This window comes from Rhodococcus sp. IEGM 1351 (genome assembly GCF_030056875.1).
Taxonomy (GTDB): Bacteria; Actinomycetota; Actinomycetes; order Mycobacteriales; family Mycobacteriaceae; genus Rhodococcus_F; species Rhodococcus_F opacus.
In genome coordinates this window covers 169,940-185,324 of sequence record NZ_JASHKU010000002.1, presented here as the reverse complement: position 1 = coordinate 185,324, position 15,385 = coordinate 169,940, and the positions used below count along the sequence as shown (strand labels likewise).

The following is a 15,385-nucleotide window of genomic DNA, read 5'->3' as shown; positions in this document are numbered from 1 at the left end:
CCTCACTGCCCTGCACCTGCGGGGTCAGGGCAGTGAGACCAGGGTGACCGTGCTCCCGGGCTTCACCAGATCGCCGCTGCCCGGGTTCTGGCTGATGACGAACGACCTGTCCGTGTCGGTCACCGAACGCACCTTGACGTCGAGTCCGAGACGGCTCAGTTCGTCCCGCGCGGATCCGACCGTCCGGCCCAGCATCGACGGAATTCGCACCGCATTCGACACACTCAACGTCACGCTGGTACCCGCATTGACGCGGGCGCCCGCCTTCGGGCTGGTGGCGATCGCGTCCCCGGCGGCGACGTTGCGGTCGAAGTCCGTGGTGACGTCCTGCACGACGATGCCCACCGCCTCGAGTGACGCGCGGGCCTCGGCTTCCGACATGCCCTTCACGTCGGGAACATCGACCGGCGGTGCACCTTTGCTGACGATCAGTTTGACCGTGGAACCGGTCGCGAGCTCGGTACCCGGTGCCGGGTCGAGTGCGGCCACCGCACCGATCGGGACCTTCGCGCTGAACGCCTGACCGCCGTCGACCGGGGTGAACGTGCGGTTCCGCAGTTCCTGCTCGATTCCGGCGCGCTCACCGCCCGCGGGCAGCGGCGGGACCGTCGGCCTCCCGAGGGAGACGAGAAGAGCCACCGTGCCGTCGCGGGAGATCCGCGAACCGCCGGTGGGATCGGTACCCAGCACCGTGTCGAGCGCAGCCGTGTCGGAATACTGCCCCCGGATCTCCGTCGACAGACCGGCCGCTTCGATCGCCGTCACCGCCGCACCGCGATCGAGACCGTCGGTGGTCGGGACCGCGGTGAATCTGCCCGAACCCATCCACCAGCCACCGAAACCCACCGCCAGGGCGAGCATCAGGATCACGAGCAACCACACGATCGTGGTCCGGCGCGACCGCTGCCGTTCGGCGGCGAAGTCGGGGTAGTGGTAGCCGTCGTCGGGTTCGTCCTCCACCCCGAACGACGGTTCGTCGATCGGCGGGCGCGGAGTCTGGGTGGTGACGACCCGCGTGTGCTGGACACCGGGCTGCGCCGGTAGCGGGCTGGGCGGCGACAGCGGCGCGGCGGGGGGAAGGTGCACGGTGGGCGGTGCGGCGGGGCCCGGCGGCGCGCTCAGGGGAGGCGCGCTCGCGGCGGCCGCGGCGCTCAGGTGCTGCGCCGAGCGTCGCGGGGCGGGCACCCGATAGGCGGGCAGGTCGAGCGCCGCCGCGATGCCGCGCAGGGCCGAGCCCATCTGCTCGGCGTTGGCGAAGCGGTGCGACGGTTCCCGGTGGGTGGCCTCCGCGACGAGTTCGTCGAACTCGGGCGGGACGCCCGCGATGTACGAACCCGGCCTCGGAACGTCCTGGTTGATCCGCTGATAGGCGACGGACAACGACGTGTCCCCGGTGAACGGGGTCCGTCCAGTGAGGAGTTCGAACAGCAGGACACCGGTGGAGTAGACGTCGCTGCGGGTGTCCGCGATCCCGGACGTCACCTGCTCCGGCGACAGATATGCCGCCGTGCCCAGAATCACACTGTTCGACGTGGTGGTCGACGCGGCGGCGGCCCGCACCAGACCGAAGTCGGCGATCTTCACCTCACCGCCGTCGGAGATCAGGATGTTCTCGGGTTTGATGTCGCGGTGCACGAGACCGGCCCGGTGAGCGACGGCGAGCGCGTCGAGAACCGGGCCCGCGACCGCGGCCACCGCGTGCGGCGGCATCGGCCCGCGTTCCCGGAGCAGTTCGCGGAGCGTTCCGCCGTCGACGAGTTCCATCACCAGGAACGCGTGCTCGCGGTCGTGCCCCTGGTCGTAGACCGCGACCAGCGACGGGTGCTTGAGTCGTGCGACCGAGCGGGCCTCGAACTCGAACCGGGTGACGAACGCCGGGTCGGCCGCGAACTGCGGATCCATCACCTTGATGGCTACCGGACGGTCGAGACGCGTGTCGAGCCCCCGGTAGACGGTGGACATGCCGCCACGCGCGATCGTGGCATCCACCCGATAGCGCCGGTCGAGCAGCTCGCCGATCAAACGTTGACCTCCATCGTGCACAGTGTCCGTTCCCCCGTCAGTGCGCGCGGCCCGGCCACGCGTCCCTCAATCGTAGCCAGCGACACCGACCGGTAGCGCCACGCAGGAAGCGACCAGATAACGTTAGGGGAGTGAGTGCCATCCCTTACTGTGACGATGTCCTGGACCCTTCCGTCTCGCTCCTCCAGTTGGTGGACGTCGCGAAGAACCTCGGTGTGGCCGTCACCCGTGTGCAGCAGCTTCTGCGCGATCAGCAGTTGATCGCCGTCCGACGCGACGGCGTCCTCGGTGTTCCCGAACTCTTCTTCGACGAGACCGGCGAGACGGTCAAGTGGCTGCCCGGTCTCATCGCCGTGCTGCACGACGGCGGATTCAAGGACGAGGAAATCCTGCAGTGGCTGTTCCGTGAGGATGACAGCCTCCCCGGCGCACCCGTCCAGGCCCTGCACGGCGACCTCGCCCGCGAAGTGATCCGCCGCGCTCAGGCGATGGGATTCTGACCGCCGGTCACCACGCTCGGCCACGGGCCGGCACCGCGAGCCGGGCGAACTGAGGCAGCGCCGTCGCCCACCGGTGTCTCCGGGACACGGTGGCGCGCCGGTCGAGAACCCGGTAACCGCCTCGCTCGATCTCGTCGAGAATGCGGGAATACAGCACGAACGCGGTCCGGATCCCGGGTTGCACCCGTCGGTCCAGCATCGCGATGCCCGGTTCCGCGTCCCGGTACACGGAACGGGTGATCGAGATCAGGTGGGCGAGGGCCCGCACGATCCGCTGGTCCGTCGTGCCGCTGCGACGACTGTGCGCGAGGAGTTCGGTGTCGACACCGAACGCGGCCAATTCGTCGGCCGGGAGGTAGACCCGGCCCCGATCCAGGTCCTCGCCGACGTCGCGAAGGAAATTGGTCAGCTGGAACGCCTCACCGAGAGCCGCAGCGTGTGGTTCGGCATCGGCGGCGGGCCCGGTGGTTCCGAGGACGGGCAGCATCTGCAACCCGATCACGACGGCCGATCCGTACATGTAGGTCCGGAGTTCGGTCATGGTGCCGTACTCGGCCCGATGCTCCGCGGTTCCCGGAACATCCATCCGCATGGACTCCAGGAACGCGAAGAAGTAGTCGTGGGGGATGTCGAACGAAGCCACGGTGTCGAGGAACGCGGGAAGGACCCGCTGCATCTCCGGTGCGCACGCAGCCGGCCCGACCGCGTTCCGGTCGGTGAAGCCGAGTCGCAGTGCCGCGTCGATCCGATCGAGTTCGGCGGCGCAGTCGCCGGCCGTCCGACCGGGATCGACGTCCACGATGTCGTCGACCGTGCGGGCGAACCCGTAGAGGGAATGCACAGCGGCCCGGCGGCGCTCGGGGAGCAACCGGGTCGCGAGATGGTAGGTGCGACCGTGCTCCGCCGTCACCGCGCCGCAGAACCGGTAACTGTCGGCCAGCTCGGTCATCGACCGGTCATTCGACGCGGGACGACGCCGCAGCATCTGTGAGGCCGGAGGTGCGCTCGTGCTCGACGGGCCGGGGTGCGCGCAGCCGCAGCGGATCGACCGTGCGGAGCGATACCGCCGCGACGACCGCGGCGAACGTCGCGAGCACGACGTGCGCGAACGTGTAGAGACCGATCGAGCCGTCGGGCTGGAAGACCAGCATCAACCAGGTGGACAACCCGACGAGGATCATCAGGGTCCGCGTCGACAACGCGAAGCCGGCCGCGATGGCGATCGGCCACGAGTAGTACCAGGGCAGTGCCGCGGGCGACAGGATCACGATCGCGACCAGGACGATGAGAATTCCGAGAATCGCCTCACGCTCGGTCTTCCGGTAGCGCCACCAGGCCGCCAGCACGATCGCAACCAGGGCGACCGCGCAGATCGGGCGGGTGATGGCCAGCACCTCACCCAGCCGCAGCTCAGCGAACCACGACGTTCCGACGGTCACGATGTGGGCGAGGATCGTCGGCAGCGACAACCAGTTGATGATCTTGTTCGACCCGGACAGCGCGGTCATCCAGCCGAGCCCGACACCGGCGACGGCGGACGCGGCCGCGAAGACGGCCACGAACACGGCGAATCCCGCGCCCGCGGTCTTCGCGAACGACGCGAGCGGCGACGCGGGTGTGCGCCCTTCCGCCTCGGCCTTCTCCCTCTCGTGGAGCATCCAGATCCAGACCATGAAGGGCAGCGCGGCGCCTGCGGTCGCCTTGATCGCGACCGCGACCGCCACGAGGGCGATCCCGGCGAGATGGTGTCGTTCGAGGACGAGCGCGATGCCGGCGATCATCAGGCCGACCATCAGCAGTTCGTTGTGGACACCGCCGATGAGGTGGACGAGAACCAAAGGATTGAGCACGGCGAGCCACAGGGCGATCGCCGGATTACCGCCGAGGTGGCGCGCGAGGTGCGGGACTCCCCACACCATGAGCGCGAGTCCGGGCAGCATCGTCACGCGAAGAAGCATCGTCCCGGCGATCACGTTGTCGCCGGTCAGCCCCGTGATCCCCTGACTGAGGAGCAGGAACAGCGGACCGTACGGCGCCGTGGTGGTGGTCCACACGTTGCTGACGTTGTCGAGGAGCACGCCCGGGTTGACCACCGGCCCGACGGCGTAGGGGTCGAACCCGTCACGCAGGAGCGCACCCTGCGCCAGGTAGGAGTAGGCGTCCCGGCTGAACATCGGCACGGCCAGCAGCAGCGGCGCCGTCCACACCGGGACGACCATCCGCAACTGCCGGAGGGTGACGTCGCCGCCGAGCGTGGCGCGGCCCAGCCGCACCCAGGCCGTGATCATCGCGACGACACCCACCCACACGATGACCGTCGACAGGATCTGACCGTGACCGAACCGGAGCCACGACAGGTGCATCGCCTCCAGGAGCGGGTCCTCGCGGCGGACGCTGCCCGCACCGAAACCACCGAACGTGATCATCACGGCGCCTACGAAACCGAGGATGGCGGCGTGCCCCTCGGGGCTGCGGAGGAAGTCGGCCGTGGTCTGGGGCCACGACCGCTGCGGCGTGGGCGTCGCAGCGGCGACGGTCGCCTGCCGGGCAGAGGACGTCATGAGTGCAGATTCCTCCCCCGAGGTGCGTTCGGTTGCGGTCGGTGCGCTCGTCGTCGTGCGCATCGCATGGTCGAGGAACCAGTTTAATTGCTGCCGGCACCAGTTCCCGCCACGCCTCGCCCTATCCTCCCGCACTGGATGCTTTCGTGTGTCTTTCTGCACTTCGTGCTGCGGTGGGTCTCTTCGCACTTCGTGCTGCGGTGGGCCCGGTGACGCGGGCGGCCGCGAGCTTCCCCGACAGCAGGACGGTCGGAACTCCGACCCCCGGGACGGTGCCGGAACCGGCGAGCACGACGTTGTCCAGCCCCCTGACCAGGTTGGGCCGCCGGAACGGTCCGGTCTGCCGGAACACGTGCGCCGCCGCGAACGGACTGCCCGCCGCCATGCCCTTGCCGAGCCAGGTGAGGGGGGTGTCGACGTGGTCGATCGTGAAATGCTCCGCGATTCCGGTGTACCCGCGCGTCTCGAGTTCGCGCAGCAGTTCGTTCACGTACGGGCCGGTCAGCGACGACCACTCCAGCGGTGCGCTGTGCAGGTTCGGGCAGGGCGCCAGCACCGACAGCGGTTCCGACGGAGTGCCCGCCCGGTCCACGGCGAGGCCCGGATCCGACAGGGCGGGCCGGGTGATCAGCAGCGACGGGTCCGTCATGAGCCGTCCGCGCCCCGCGCGGGCGGTGATCTCCGCGAACGTCCGCTTCCACGCGTGACCGAAGTCGATGGTGTGGTGCCGTTGGGCGGCCCACTGGGACGCGACCGAGGTGGGGACGGTCCCGTGCAGGACCACGGCGGACGGCGACACCCGCACCCGGCGGGGCGTCCGGCGTGTCACCGGGCGGAGCAGTGCGTCGACGACGGCGGTGTCCGGGGTGAGTACCAGCGCGTCGCAGTCGATGCGGTCACCCGCCGCCGTGACGACGGTGCCGATGCGGTCGCCGCTTCGCTCGAGCGCCGCGACCTCGGTGTCGAACCGGATCTCACCGCCCGCGGAGGTGAAGGCGTCGGCGAGGGCGAGCGCGATCGAGCGCATCCCGCCCCGGGGGAAGTAGACGCCGAGCGAGGTGTCCATGTGGGCGATCGCGCCGTACACCGCGAGGGCGTCGGCGGGAGCGACCCCGGCGTAGAGGGCCTGGAACGTGAAGATCCGGCGGAGTCTCGGATCGGTGATCGTGCGGTCGACCCGGGCTCCGAGCCTGCCGAACCCGCCCAGGGCCGTGAGCGTCAGCAGATCCCGCGCGGCCGCGGGGGACGAGACGAGATCGAGCGGCGAGTCGAAGTTCGCGTCCATGAAACGGTGGTACTCGGCGTCGAAGATCCGGCCGAGCCAGCGCCGCAGCCGCAGGTACCTGGCCGATTCCTCCGGCCCGCACACCCGGCTGACCTCGGCGACCATCGCCTCGGGATCGGAGTGCACGTCCAGCGAGGAACCGTCGGCGAACCGCGCGTGATACGCCGGCGCCAGCCGCTCGAGGACGAGCGCCGGACTGGTGGACTCGAAATCCGCGCCGACGGCGGCCAGGGCCTCGCCGACCAGTTCGGGCATCGTGAGGACGGTGGCACCGTTGTCGATGTCGTAGCCGGGACCACGGTAGGTGCCCACCCGGCCGCCCGGTGACGACTCCCGTTCGAGGACGGTGACGCGCCGGCCCGATCCGGCGAGGTGCAGAGCGGCCGAGAGACCGGCGAGGCCGGCACCGACGACCACGACGTGATCGGTGCGGCCGGGAACCGTCCGGAGCGCGCGGGCCATCCCGGACCCTCAGTAGTCGCGGCGCGTCGCGGCGACGGCCATCTCGGTGAGCTGCTGCCTCGCCTCCGCGGTGGCGGTGCTCGCCGCCAGCGTCGACAGCGCGTTCTCGACGAGTTCCTCGATCTGTTTCTCCACGTCCGCGACCGCGCCGAGCGACGTGATCGTGGTCCGGAGGGTGTCCACGTCCGAATCGGACAGATCGGTGCCGATGCCCTCGCGGAGGAGTTCGGCCGCCGCCGGGTCTTCGGCGTCGGCGCGCTGCAGCGACATCGCGAACAGGACGGTGCGCTTGCCCGCCCGCAGGTCGTCGCCCGAGGGCTTGCCCGTCACGGCCGGATCGCCGAACACGCCGAGCAGGTCGTCGCGGAGCTGGAAGGCGATACCGATGTCGGTGCCGAAACGGCGGTACGCCGAGACCAGGGTCTCGTCGGCGCCTGCGAGCGCCGCACCGAGGTGCAGGGGCCGCTCGATGGTGTATGCCGCCGTCTTGTACCGATTCACCTTCATGGCGGCGTCGATCGATTCGTCCGCCCGGGCCTCGTTGCTGATGTCGAGGAACTGCCCGCCGAGCACCTCGGTGCGCATCGCGGACCAGACGGGGGAGATGCGGGCCGACGCGTCCGCGGTGATGCCCGATTCGCGGATCATGTCGTCGGCCCAGGCCAGCGCGAGATCGCCGAGCAGGATCGCGACGCCCTCGCCGAAGTGAGCGGAATCACCGCTCCACGCCCCCGCACGATGCTGTTCCGCGAATTCGACGTGGACGGTGGGGAACCCGCGGCGCGTCGTGGACGCGTCGATGATGTCGTCGTGGACCAGTGCGCAGGCCTGAACAAGTTCCAGCGCGGAGCAGGCGCGGAGCACGGGTCCGGCCTCGGGGCCGCGAGGGTCGCCGCCCGCCCCGAGCCAGCCGGTCCACGCGAAGGCGGGACGGACCCGCTTGCCTCCGCGCAGGACGAAGTCTTCGAGGGTGGTCACGGCCTCGCGGTAACCACCGCCCACGGAGTCGACGAGGACCTGCCGGCTGGTGAAGAAGTCGCGAAGCGCATTTTCGACCTCGGCCGCGAGGGCGGCGGGGCGCGTTCCAACGGACAGTGTTGCCTCCAGGATCGAATTCTCGCGTGCGCGCCGAGACCGGCGACAGGCGTCGACACCACCATAGTGGGCGCCCTCCCGGGTGGCCGGATACCCGGATCCCGCCGCCCCGTGTAGACGCAGTGGGTGCATTGCCCTGGGCACTACCTATGCTGGACGGGTGACATTCGATTCCGTCAGGGGGCGGGCCAGCGAAGGTTGGGTGACCCGCACTCCGTCCATCGTCGACCGGATCCGGTCGTCCAGCGACGGCCGGGTCCCCTTTTCCGTCGAGTTCTCGCCGCCGCGTGACGAGGCCGCCGAGGCTCGTCTGTGGCGTGCGGTGCGGGAGTTCGAGCGGCTGGGTCCGGCCTTCGTGTCCATGACCTACGGTGCGGGCGGGTCGACGCGGGACCGCACGGTCCGCGTCACCGGCCAGCTCGCCGAGGAGACCACCCTCCTGCCGGTCGCGCACCTCACTGCCGTGTCGCACAGTGTCGACGAACTGCGGTCGATGGTCGGCGCCTACGCCGACCGCGGAATCAGCAACATCCTGGTTCTGCGTGGCGACCCGCCCGGCGACCCGCTGGGCGAGTGGGAGAAGCATCCGGACGGCGTCGAGTACGCCGAGGACCTCGTCCGGCTCGTCCGCGACCTCGGCGACTTCCACGTCGGCGTCGCATCGTTCCCCGAAGGCCACTACCGCGCGCCCGATCTCGCGCACGACACCCGGTACCTGGTGTCGAAGCTGCGGGCCGGCGCCGAGTACTCGATCACCCAGATGTTCTTCGACGTCGACGACTACCTGCGCCTGCGCGACCGGGTTTCGGCGTACGACCCCGAGCAGGGGGCCAAGCCGATCATCCCCGAGATCATGCCGATCACGTCGCTGCGGTCGGTCCGCCGCGTGCTCGAACTGTCGGGGTCGCGTCTCCCGGCGCACCTCGAGAAGCGTCTGGCCACGGCCGCCGGGGACGGTCCCGAGGAGAACCGCGCCGCCGTGCGCGAGATCGGCATCGACGTCGCCACCGAGATGAGCGAACGTCTCATCGCCGAGGGTGCGCCCGGCCTGCACTTCATCACCCTCAACTTCGCGCGCGCCACCAGCGAGGTGCTGGCCCGGCTCGGCGACAAGGTCGGTTCGGGTGTGGCGGATCCCACCCCGGTCACCCCGGCTCGGGTCAGCTGAGCGTCCGCCCCTTCCATCGGGTGCGCCCGCGTCGATGATTGCGGTGTGACGACACAGTCAGGGCCGTCACCGCGGCGACGGACAGCGGGTGCGCGACCGCGCCGGCGACGTCGGCGGCGGTGAGGCGGCCCTGACGTTCCAGTGCGCGGGCGCACAGCCGGGACGCCGTGGCGGCGAGATACCCCACCGCACCCCACCCGCGCACGCGTCCCCGTCCGGCCGCGAACGCGACCGGCGGCACGAGGTACGCCACGCTTGCCGCACCGAGCACCGCGGCGGCGCCGAGGCGGGAGCTGAATGCCGTCCACAGCCAGCGGTCGTAACCGCGGCGCAGCGCGTCGGCGTCCTCGTACATCCGGCACGACGCCGACCGGCCGGCCACGACCAGTGTGCTCGCACGACCCCGCGTACGGAGCAGCCGTGCGATGTCGAGGTCCTCGGTCACGCTGTCCGCGACGGCCCGGTGGCCCCCGACCCCGCGGTACCCGGCGGAATCGAAGACCATGAACTGTCCGCAGGCCACGGCCGTCGACGGGCGCCGCGACCGGTTGGCCAGGCGGATCGGCAGTGTCGCCGCCCACGACCACGCGAGCAGCGGCTGCACCAGGACCTCGGTCACCGACCCCGCCTGCTGGAACGGCCACGGGCAGACCAGCGCTGCCTCGGACTCGCGCAGCACGGCGCAGGCGGCAGTCAGGGCGTCCGGACGCAACCGCACGTCGGCGTCGAGGAACACGAGTATCCCGCCGTCACCGCGGCCCTGCGCGAAGGCGTGCTCACTCACCCGATGGCAGGCCGCGGGTTTGCCCACCCAGCCCGGCGGCGGTTCCGCGGTTCCCCGCACCACGGAGAAGCGGGGGTCCGCGCCGCTCGCGGCCTCCGCGACCTCGGCCGTCCCGTCCGTGGAGGCGTCGTCGTAGACGAACACCCGCAGGTCGCCGACGCCTCGCTGCTCTCGCAGGTCGCCGATCAGGTCGGGCAACCGGTCACGCTCGTCCCGGGCCGGAATGCAGACCGTGACGGGTTCGGTGACCGGGCGGGTCGCCGTGGGGAGCCGTGGGGCGCGGACGAGGTTGGTGCCGGCCGTGACGAGACCGAGAACCGAGATCAGGGAGCCGATCCGCACGACCCACTCGATCGGCGGAGAGGTCACACCTCCGAGTGGTCCCGTGCGCGACCGCTGCCGATCACCGGATCCTTGTTGCGGGCCATCCAGGCCAGCGCACCGACGATCACGGCGACGCCCAGCGTCACGCCGGCCATGATGCCCGCCCAGCCCGCGAAGCTGCGGGTGCTGGGGTCCGAGTACCGCACCTCGGCGCGGATCGTCGAGGTGTCGCCGGCGGGAAGTTTCCACGACACGATGGAGTCGCCCTCCCGGGTGCCGTTGGTGGTGGCGACGCGCGCCGGAAAAGCAATCGTGAACTGCACGTCCGTGCCTTGGGCGGGTACCGAACCGAGATCGGCCTTCCCGTCGAGGGTCACGAGGTCGCCGGTCCGCTTGAGCGAGATCTGAAAACTTCCGTTGGCCTGCTCCGACATGGAGCCGAGCTGTTGCACGTCGCCGAACGTGAGGTCGCTGAAGAACGCCTGGCTGCCGACGTACCCGTCCTTCTTGTACTCCTGGACGCGCACCTTGCCCGACAGCGAGTCGGGCGGAGTGAGTTGCGGGCCCTTGTCCTGATCGTTCGCCGGCACGGCGGCCGCGACGATCTGACCGGAGACCCGGTCGTCGGCGGACACCCCCATCGACACCTGAACCCGCAGGCATCCCGCGAGGAGGGGCACGAGAAGGAGGCCGAGGGCCGCGAGGGACAAGGCCCTCCGCGAGCGGGTGGAGGTCGGAACTGAGGGCGGCTGCACAGTCGTATCGTGCCAGGGGAGTGGATCGGTGTCAGGCGTGAGGGTGCGTGTCGTGGGTCCGGGGTCGCCGGGCGCGCGGCCGAAGCAGCGACACGAGCAGGGGAACTCCCAGGATTCCCATCGCCAACCACCCGTAGATCGCCGAGTACCGCAACTCGAGGGCGCCGAGGAAGACCGAGTGTGCCAGCGCCGAACCGAGCCACGTCCACAGGAACAACCCGATCGGGACACCGTCACGGTGCCGGGTCCCGGCGTCCAGACGACGGTCGATCCGGTCCACGGCGACGGCCATCACGGCGGCGACGACGAACCACCCGGCGTAGTTGGTCAGCGGAATGTGTTCGACACCGGGCAGACCGGCGTCGGTGACACACCAGTGCCACTGCCCGTCCGCGACCATCTGCGGGTCGAGGTACAGGTCCCAGCCGACGACACCGATCGTCGTCAGTGCGATGCGCGTCAGCCGTCGGTACGGGCCGCGCGCGAGCACGGACGCCACGCACCACACCGGATAGAACCCGGCCGTCCAGGCGAACGGCACCACCAGAGGCACCCCCGCAAGTGCGGGCCCGAGCCGCCCGACGCTGTAGTCGTAGCAGCCGTAGGGGAAGCCGGTGGCCGTGCCGACGATCTCGGAGCACAGACCGAGCCCCGCGGTCACGAGCACCAGTCCCACCGTCCAGCGGGCACCCCGGGTCGCGGCCGCGTGGGTGACGGACGCCGCGGCGAGCAGCGCGACGACGAGGACGGTGACGACGTCACGGATCCCGCCGTGCACCAGCGGGTAGACGATCTGCGCCGCGATCGCCGCGCCCGCGAGCAGCAGGGGCAGGCGGGAGGTCATCGCTTGCGCCGCAGGCGTCCCAGACCCCGCCGGTCGTCGTGGAGCGCGATGCGTGCAGCGCTGCGGCCACTCGCGCCGGACACCCCGCCACCCGGATGGGTCGAGGCGCCGGTGAGGTACAGGCGGCCGGCCCCCGGCACCCGGTGTCCGGACAGTTCGGGGAGCGGACGCCACATCATCATCTGGTCCAGCGACATCTCCACGTGCATGACGTTGCCGCCGAGCAACCCCATCTCGTCTTCGAGGTCCTGCGGCGACTGCACGTGCCGGTCGAGGACGGACTCACCGAAACCGGGTGCCAGCGCGTCGATCTCCGTGACGATCCGATCGGCCTCCGGTCCCGCGAGGTCGCTCCAGCGCCGGCCGCCGGTGAGCCGGTACGGCTGCCACTGCGACCACAGGGTCACCTGGTGCCTGCCCTCGGGTGCGATGGTGGGGTCGAGGCCGCTGAAGCTCATTCCCAGCACCGCGGGCCGCGGCGGGAGTTCCCCGGCGAGTGCCGCGCCGTGCGCGAGCCGCAGGTGTGCGCGATCCGAGACCAGCAACTGCAGCCCGTGGGTGACCGACGCGTCGGGCGCACTCGGATAGGCGGGGAGGGCGTCGGTGGCCAGCCGCACGACCATCCCGATCCCCGGGCCCACGCGGATCCGGCGACGCCACCGGTCGAGGGTCAGCGCGTCGTACCCACCGCGCTCGAGCAGGCCGAGCGTGGTCAGCACGTGACAGCCCGCGATCACCGCACGTGAGCGGATCTCCCGTCCGGACGCCGTCCGCGTCGTCCAGGAGTCGCCGTCGCGGCTCAGCGAGACCACCGAGTCGCCGAGCGAGACGGTCCCGGAGTCGGCGCGCAGCTTCGCGGCGAGAGCGGCGGTCAGGGCTCCGCTGCCGCCGACGGCACGGCCGGGCGGAATGGTGTGCAGCAGGGCGGCGAATCCGACCATCGGCGCCGTCCCCGGCTCCGACATCGGCGGACCGGACTGGGCGCCGAACCATGCGAGGGCGGCCTTGAGGCGTTCGTCGTCGAAGTACTCGTCGAGCAGCGCGTCGCCGGAACCGAGGAACTGCCGGGAGAGGTCGCTGCCGCCGCCGCCCGTGTCGAGCCCCCAGAACGACGAGAGGAGCGCGGGCCCGGTCGGCGGATTCGAGAACGCGCGCATGACACGTGCGCTGCGCGGACCCCACACCGCCACGAACCGGCGGTACGCGTCGGCGTCCGCGGCGCCGCAGGACTCCTCGATGGACCGGCACGTCGCGTCCAGGCTGCGGCGGAACACGATCCCCGGCCGATCCGACCCCGCGGGGGCGGGGGCGAACGCCCACGGATCGCAGTCGAGGTACCGCAGGCCGTGCGCGCCGAGGTCGAGTTCCTCGACGATCCCCGTGTGACGGACCATGATGTGCGCGGACGACCCGCGGTCGACCTTGTACCCGGGGAAGCGTTCGACGGTGGACACCGCGCCACCGATGACGGTGTCGCGTTCGATCACTTCGACCGACCATCCGGACCGCGCGAGGTAGCACGCCGACACGAGGGCGTTGTGTCCCGATCCCACCACCACCGCGTCGATCACAGGGGAAGCCCGCGTCCCAGTACGGCGAACGGCCGGTTGTCCCCGGCGAATCGGAAGTGGCGCAGGACATCTCTGAAGCCGAGGCGGCGATACAGCCGCCATGCGCGGTTGTCCTCGTCCGCCACTTCCGGGGTGGAGAGCAGCACGCCGCGTTCGGGCCTGTGGTCGAGGAGGCGGAGGAGCAGGGTCTCGCCGAGCCGATGTCCCTGGGCGTCCGGGTGGACGTGGAGTTCGGTGAGTTCGAAGTAGTTGCCGAGGATCACGTCGATCTGGTCCCGGGTCCACCCGGTGTGGCGCAGACCGGAACGGACCTGCTGATGCCACCACTGTTCGGGTGCCCCGCGGTAGCCGTAGGCGACGGCGACGAGACGGGCGGCCGCGGTGTCGGCGGATCCGTCACCGGCCGGGACGAGCGCGCCGACGCCACGCCACCCCGATCGCTGCAGGTGCTCGTTCCACATCGGCGCCCGGTGGTATTCGGTGCCGTGGGGATAGCCCATGGCGGCGACGTAGATCGACAGCGCCTCGTGCAGGCGGTCGCGGAACTCGGTGGCCGTGAGTTCGACCACGAGTGGAGTCTGGTCAGCGTTCGTGTCGACCGGTCTCACCTTTCTCTTGACGACGTGTCGGTGGGTCCAGCTATATTGAATAGGTCGAACGGATGTTCGATAGCGGGGATCCGGCGATGCTCGAGGGAAGCGAGCATCGCCGGCCCCCGAACTCACGAACCGACTACGCCCGGCGGGGTGGTTGCACCGGGGTTTTGGAGGTGTTCGAAGTGATGACGAACCCGGTCACGGGACCGGCCTCTGGGAACTCGCGCCGACCGGGTGACATACGCAACCCGGGCTCCAGGCGGGGTTCGACGCTGCTCGATCGCGCCGACGCGCTCCTCGCCCAATCGGTGGGGGCCGGTGGGCCGGCGGATCGATTCCACAGTGCGTATCTGGCCGCGCTCCGCGGCGCGGGCGCAGTGCTGGCCGCCGTCGAGGGGCCTGCGGCGGGGAGCAGACGGACACGAACGCGTAACGCCTGGGTTCTCATGGCCGCCGCGGCGCCGGAATTCGTGAACTGGGCCGACTACTTCGCCGGGCACTCGGCCACCCGCGCCGCGATCGAGGCAGGAATGTCGCGTACCCTCACCGATCTCGAGGCGGACGAGTTCTTTGTCGAGGTCGGACGCTTTCTCCAGCACGTCGAAGATCACATCGGACGTGGCGCAGGTCTCGATTTGCGGGCGTCGTAGACCGGGCTGTGGGCCGCAAACGGCCGGAAAACGGTGAGGCGTCCGCGACATTGCAGTGCCCCGAACGGGGTTCGGTGCGGGAGTCCGTAAGGTTGGTGTCGAACTCGTACGTGGAGTAGGTGGTACGGGGATCGAACTGCTCGTATTATTAAATCTAGGTAGCCGCCAAAGTCGGTTACCCACCGTCTCGCACCGTGAGGCGGTGGCCAACACTCCAGTGCCGGGGGAGGTACCGTGCCACTCTCCGAGCACGAGCAGCGCATGCTCGACCAGATCGAGAGCGCTCTCTACGCCGAGGATCCCAAGTTCGCCTCCACTGTGCGAGGCGGTCGCATGCGTGCGGCATCGAGTCGTCGTCGATTGCAGGCGGTGGCCCTGTTCGTTCTGGGGCTGGTCCTGCTCATTGCCGGCGTCGCCCTTCCGATCAAGCCGGGCGGTTTTCCCGTCATCAGCCTGATCGGCTTCATCGTCATGTTCGGTGCCGGAGTCCTCCTCCTGTGGGGTGGAGGAAAGAGCAAGTCCGGACAGTCCTCACGTGGTGGCTCGACCACGCAAGGTGAGACCGGCCGTGCCGATCGCGGTAAGCCCCGAGGCGGGCGCAAGAGTGGCGGATTCTCGTCGCGAATGGAAGACCGCTTCAAGAAGAGATTCGAGCAGGAGTAGTTCGACCCGCTCGGCAGCACAGTGGCGGGGGGGGGGGGGGTTGCCCCCCCCCCCAGGCGTGTGCGGGGGGGGGCGGGGGGCCGGGGGGGGGGGGGGCGGGGGCGG

At 70.3% G+C, this 15,385-nt stretch carries 14 protein-coding genes; 4 read left to right on the top strand and 10 right to left on the bottom strand.

What is annotated here, in order from left to right; translation table 11 throughout:
* Positions 1-24: 24 nt before the first annotated feature.
* Entirely contained in the window at positions 25-2,043 is a 2,019-nt protein-coding gene (gene pknB, locus QM806_RS03825) for a Stk1 family PASTA domain-containing Ser/Thr kinase (protein ID WP_242322849.1), read from the bottom strand.
* 110 nt (positions 2,044-2,153) lie between these two features.
* Between pknB and QM806_RS03820 the strand changes: the two genes are divergently transcribed.
* Positions 2,154-2,522 carry an Rv2175c family DNA-binding protein gene (locus tag QM806_RS03820; protein ID WP_005260167.1) on the top strand — a complete coding sequence of 123 codons (369 nt, stop codon included), beginning with the start codon at positions 2,154-2,156 and terminating at the stop codon, positions 2,520-2,522.
* A 7-nt stretch (positions 2,523-2,529) separates the two neighbouring features.
* On the opposite strand, the gene QM806_RS03815 is transcribed toward QM806_RS03820, so the two are convergent.
* From QM806_RS03815 to QM806_RS03800, 4 genes are all read right to left on the bottom strand, one after another.
* Positions 2,530-3,471 carry a phytoene/squalene synthase family protein gene (locus QM806_RS03815; RefSeq protein WP_005260169.1) on the bottom strand — a complete coding sequence of 314 codons (942 nt, stop codon included), beginning with the start codon at positions 3,469-3,471 and terminating at the stop codon, positions 2,530-2,532.
* A gap of 7 nt (positions 3,472-3,478) precedes the next feature.
* Positions 3,479-5,083 carry an alpha-(1->6)-mannopyranosyltransferase A gene (locus tag QM806_RS03810; RefSeq protein ID WP_065493166.1) on the bottom strand — a complete coding sequence of 535 codons (1,605 nt, stop codon included), beginning with the start codon at positions 5,081-5,083 and terminating at the stop codon, positions 3,479-3,481.
* Positions 5,084-5,204: 121 nt separating this feature from the next.
* Entirely contained in the window at positions 5,205-6,830 is a 1,626-nt protein-coding gene (crtI, locus tag QM806_RS03805; RefSeq protein ID WP_269591675.1) for a phytoene desaturase family protein, read from the bottom strand.
* A gap of 9 nt (positions 6,831-6,839) precedes the next feature.
* The gene (locus QM806_RS03800) at positions 6,840-8,057 is read right to left on the bottom strand and encodes a polyprenyl synthetase family protein (protein WP_183102241.1); all 1,218 of its coding nucleotides are present in this window, start codon (positions 8,055-8,057) and stop codon (positions 6,840-6,842) included.
* Between the two features lie 70 nt (positions 8,058-8,127).
* Between QM806_RS03800 and metF the strand changes: the two genes are divergently transcribed.
* Positions 8,128-9,093: a methylenetetrahydrofolate reductase [NAD(P)H] gene (gene metF / locus QM806_RS03795; RefSeq protein WP_005260176.1), complete on the top strand. Its 966-nt coding sequence runs from the start codon at positions 8,128-8,130 to the stop codon at positions 9,091-9,093.
* Here the strand turns inward: metF and QM806_RS03790 are convergent.
* From QM806_RS03790 to QM806_RS03770, 5 genes are read right to left on the bottom strand one after another with little or no spacing between them, the layout of a single operon-like run.
* The gene (locus QM806_RS03790; protein WP_169695526.1) at positions 9,086-10,246 is read right to left on the bottom strand and encodes a glycosyltransferase family 2 protein; all 1,161 of its coding nucleotides are present in this window, start codon (positions 10,244-10,246) and stop codon (positions 9,086-9,088) included. The two genes, metF and QM806_RS03790, sit on opposite strands and share 8 nt — an antisense overlap.
* On the bottom strand, positions 10,243-10,956 hold the full coding sequence (locus tag QM806_RS03785) for an LppM family (lipo)protein (RefSeq protein ID WP_037204868.1): 714 nt from the start codon (positions 10,954-10,956) through the stop codon (positions 10,243-10,245). The genes QM806_RS03790 and QM806_RS03785 overlap by 4 nt, the downstream gene beginning before the upstream one ends.
* A gap of 31 nt (positions 10,957-10,987) precedes the next feature.
* Positions 10,988-11,800 carry a carotenoid biosynthesis protein gene (locus tag QM806_RS03780; RefSeq protein WP_283290383.1) on the bottom strand — a complete coding sequence of 271 codons (813 nt, stop codon included), beginning with the start codon at positions 11,798-11,800 and terminating at the stop codon, positions 10,988-10,990.
* A complete protein-coding gene (locus QM806_RS03775) occupies positions 11,797-13,371 on the bottom strand; it encodes a phytoene desaturase family protein (RefSeq protein WP_283290380.1) in 1,575 nt (524 codons plus the stop codon). The genes QM806_RS03780 and QM806_RS03775 overlap by 4 nt, the downstream gene beginning before the upstream one ends.
* The gene (locus tag QM806_RS03770) at positions 13,368-13,979 is read right to left on the bottom strand and encodes a GNAT family N-acetyltransferase (RefSeq protein ID WP_005260186.1); all 612 of its coding nucleotides are present in this window, start codon (positions 13,977-13,979) and stop codon (positions 13,368-13,370) included. The genes QM806_RS03775 and QM806_RS03770 overlap by 4 nt, the downstream gene beginning before the upstream one ends.
* A 173-nt stretch (positions 13,980-14,152) precedes the next feature.
* Here QM806_RS03770 and QM806_RS03765 point away from each other — a divergent pair, with 173 nt between their 5' ends.
* Positions 14,153-14,617, top strand: a complete 465-nt coding sequence (locus QM806_RS03765) for an SAV_6107 family HEPN domain-containing protein (RefSeq protein ID WP_231137658.1) — start codon at positions 14,153-14,155, stop codon at positions 14,615-14,617.
* A gap of 234 nt (positions 14,618-14,851) precedes the next feature.
* Complete coding sequence (locus QM806_RS03760) at positions 14,852-15,280, top strand: SCO2097 family morphological protein (protein ID WP_005247640.1); 429 nt, start codon at positions 14,852-14,854, stop codon at positions 15,278-15,280.
* Positions 15,281-15,385 lie beyond the last annotated feature (105 nt).

What these genes read in the sequence shown, in the direction of transcription:
- QM806_RS03810 (WP_065493166.1), bottom strand. Translation starts at nt 5,083, where the DNA reads ATGACGTCCTCTGCCCGGCAGGCGACCGTCGCCGCTGCGACGCCCACG.
- crtI (WP_269591675.1), bottom strand. Translation starts at nt 6,830, where the DNA reads ATGGCCCGCGCGCTCCGGACGGTTCCCGGCCGCACCGATCACGTCGTG.
- QM806_RS03815 (WP_005260169.1), bottom strand. Translation starts at nt 3,471, where the DNA reads ATGACCGAGCTGGCCGACAGTTACCGGTTCTGCGGCGCGGTGACGGCG.
- QM806_RS03800 (WP_183102241.1), bottom strand. Translation starts at nt 8,057, where the DNA reads ATGCACCCACTGCGTCTACACGGGGCGGCGGGATCCGGGTATCCGGCC.
- QM806_RS03780 (WP_283290383.1), bottom strand. Translation starts at nt 11,800, where the DNA reads ATGACCTCCCGCCTGCCCCTGCTGCTCGCGGGCGCGGCGATCGCGGCG.
- QM806_RS03765 (WP_231137658.1), top strand. Translation starts at nt 14,153, where the DNA reads ATGACGAACCCGGTCACGGGACCGGCCTCTGGGAACTCGCGCCGACCG.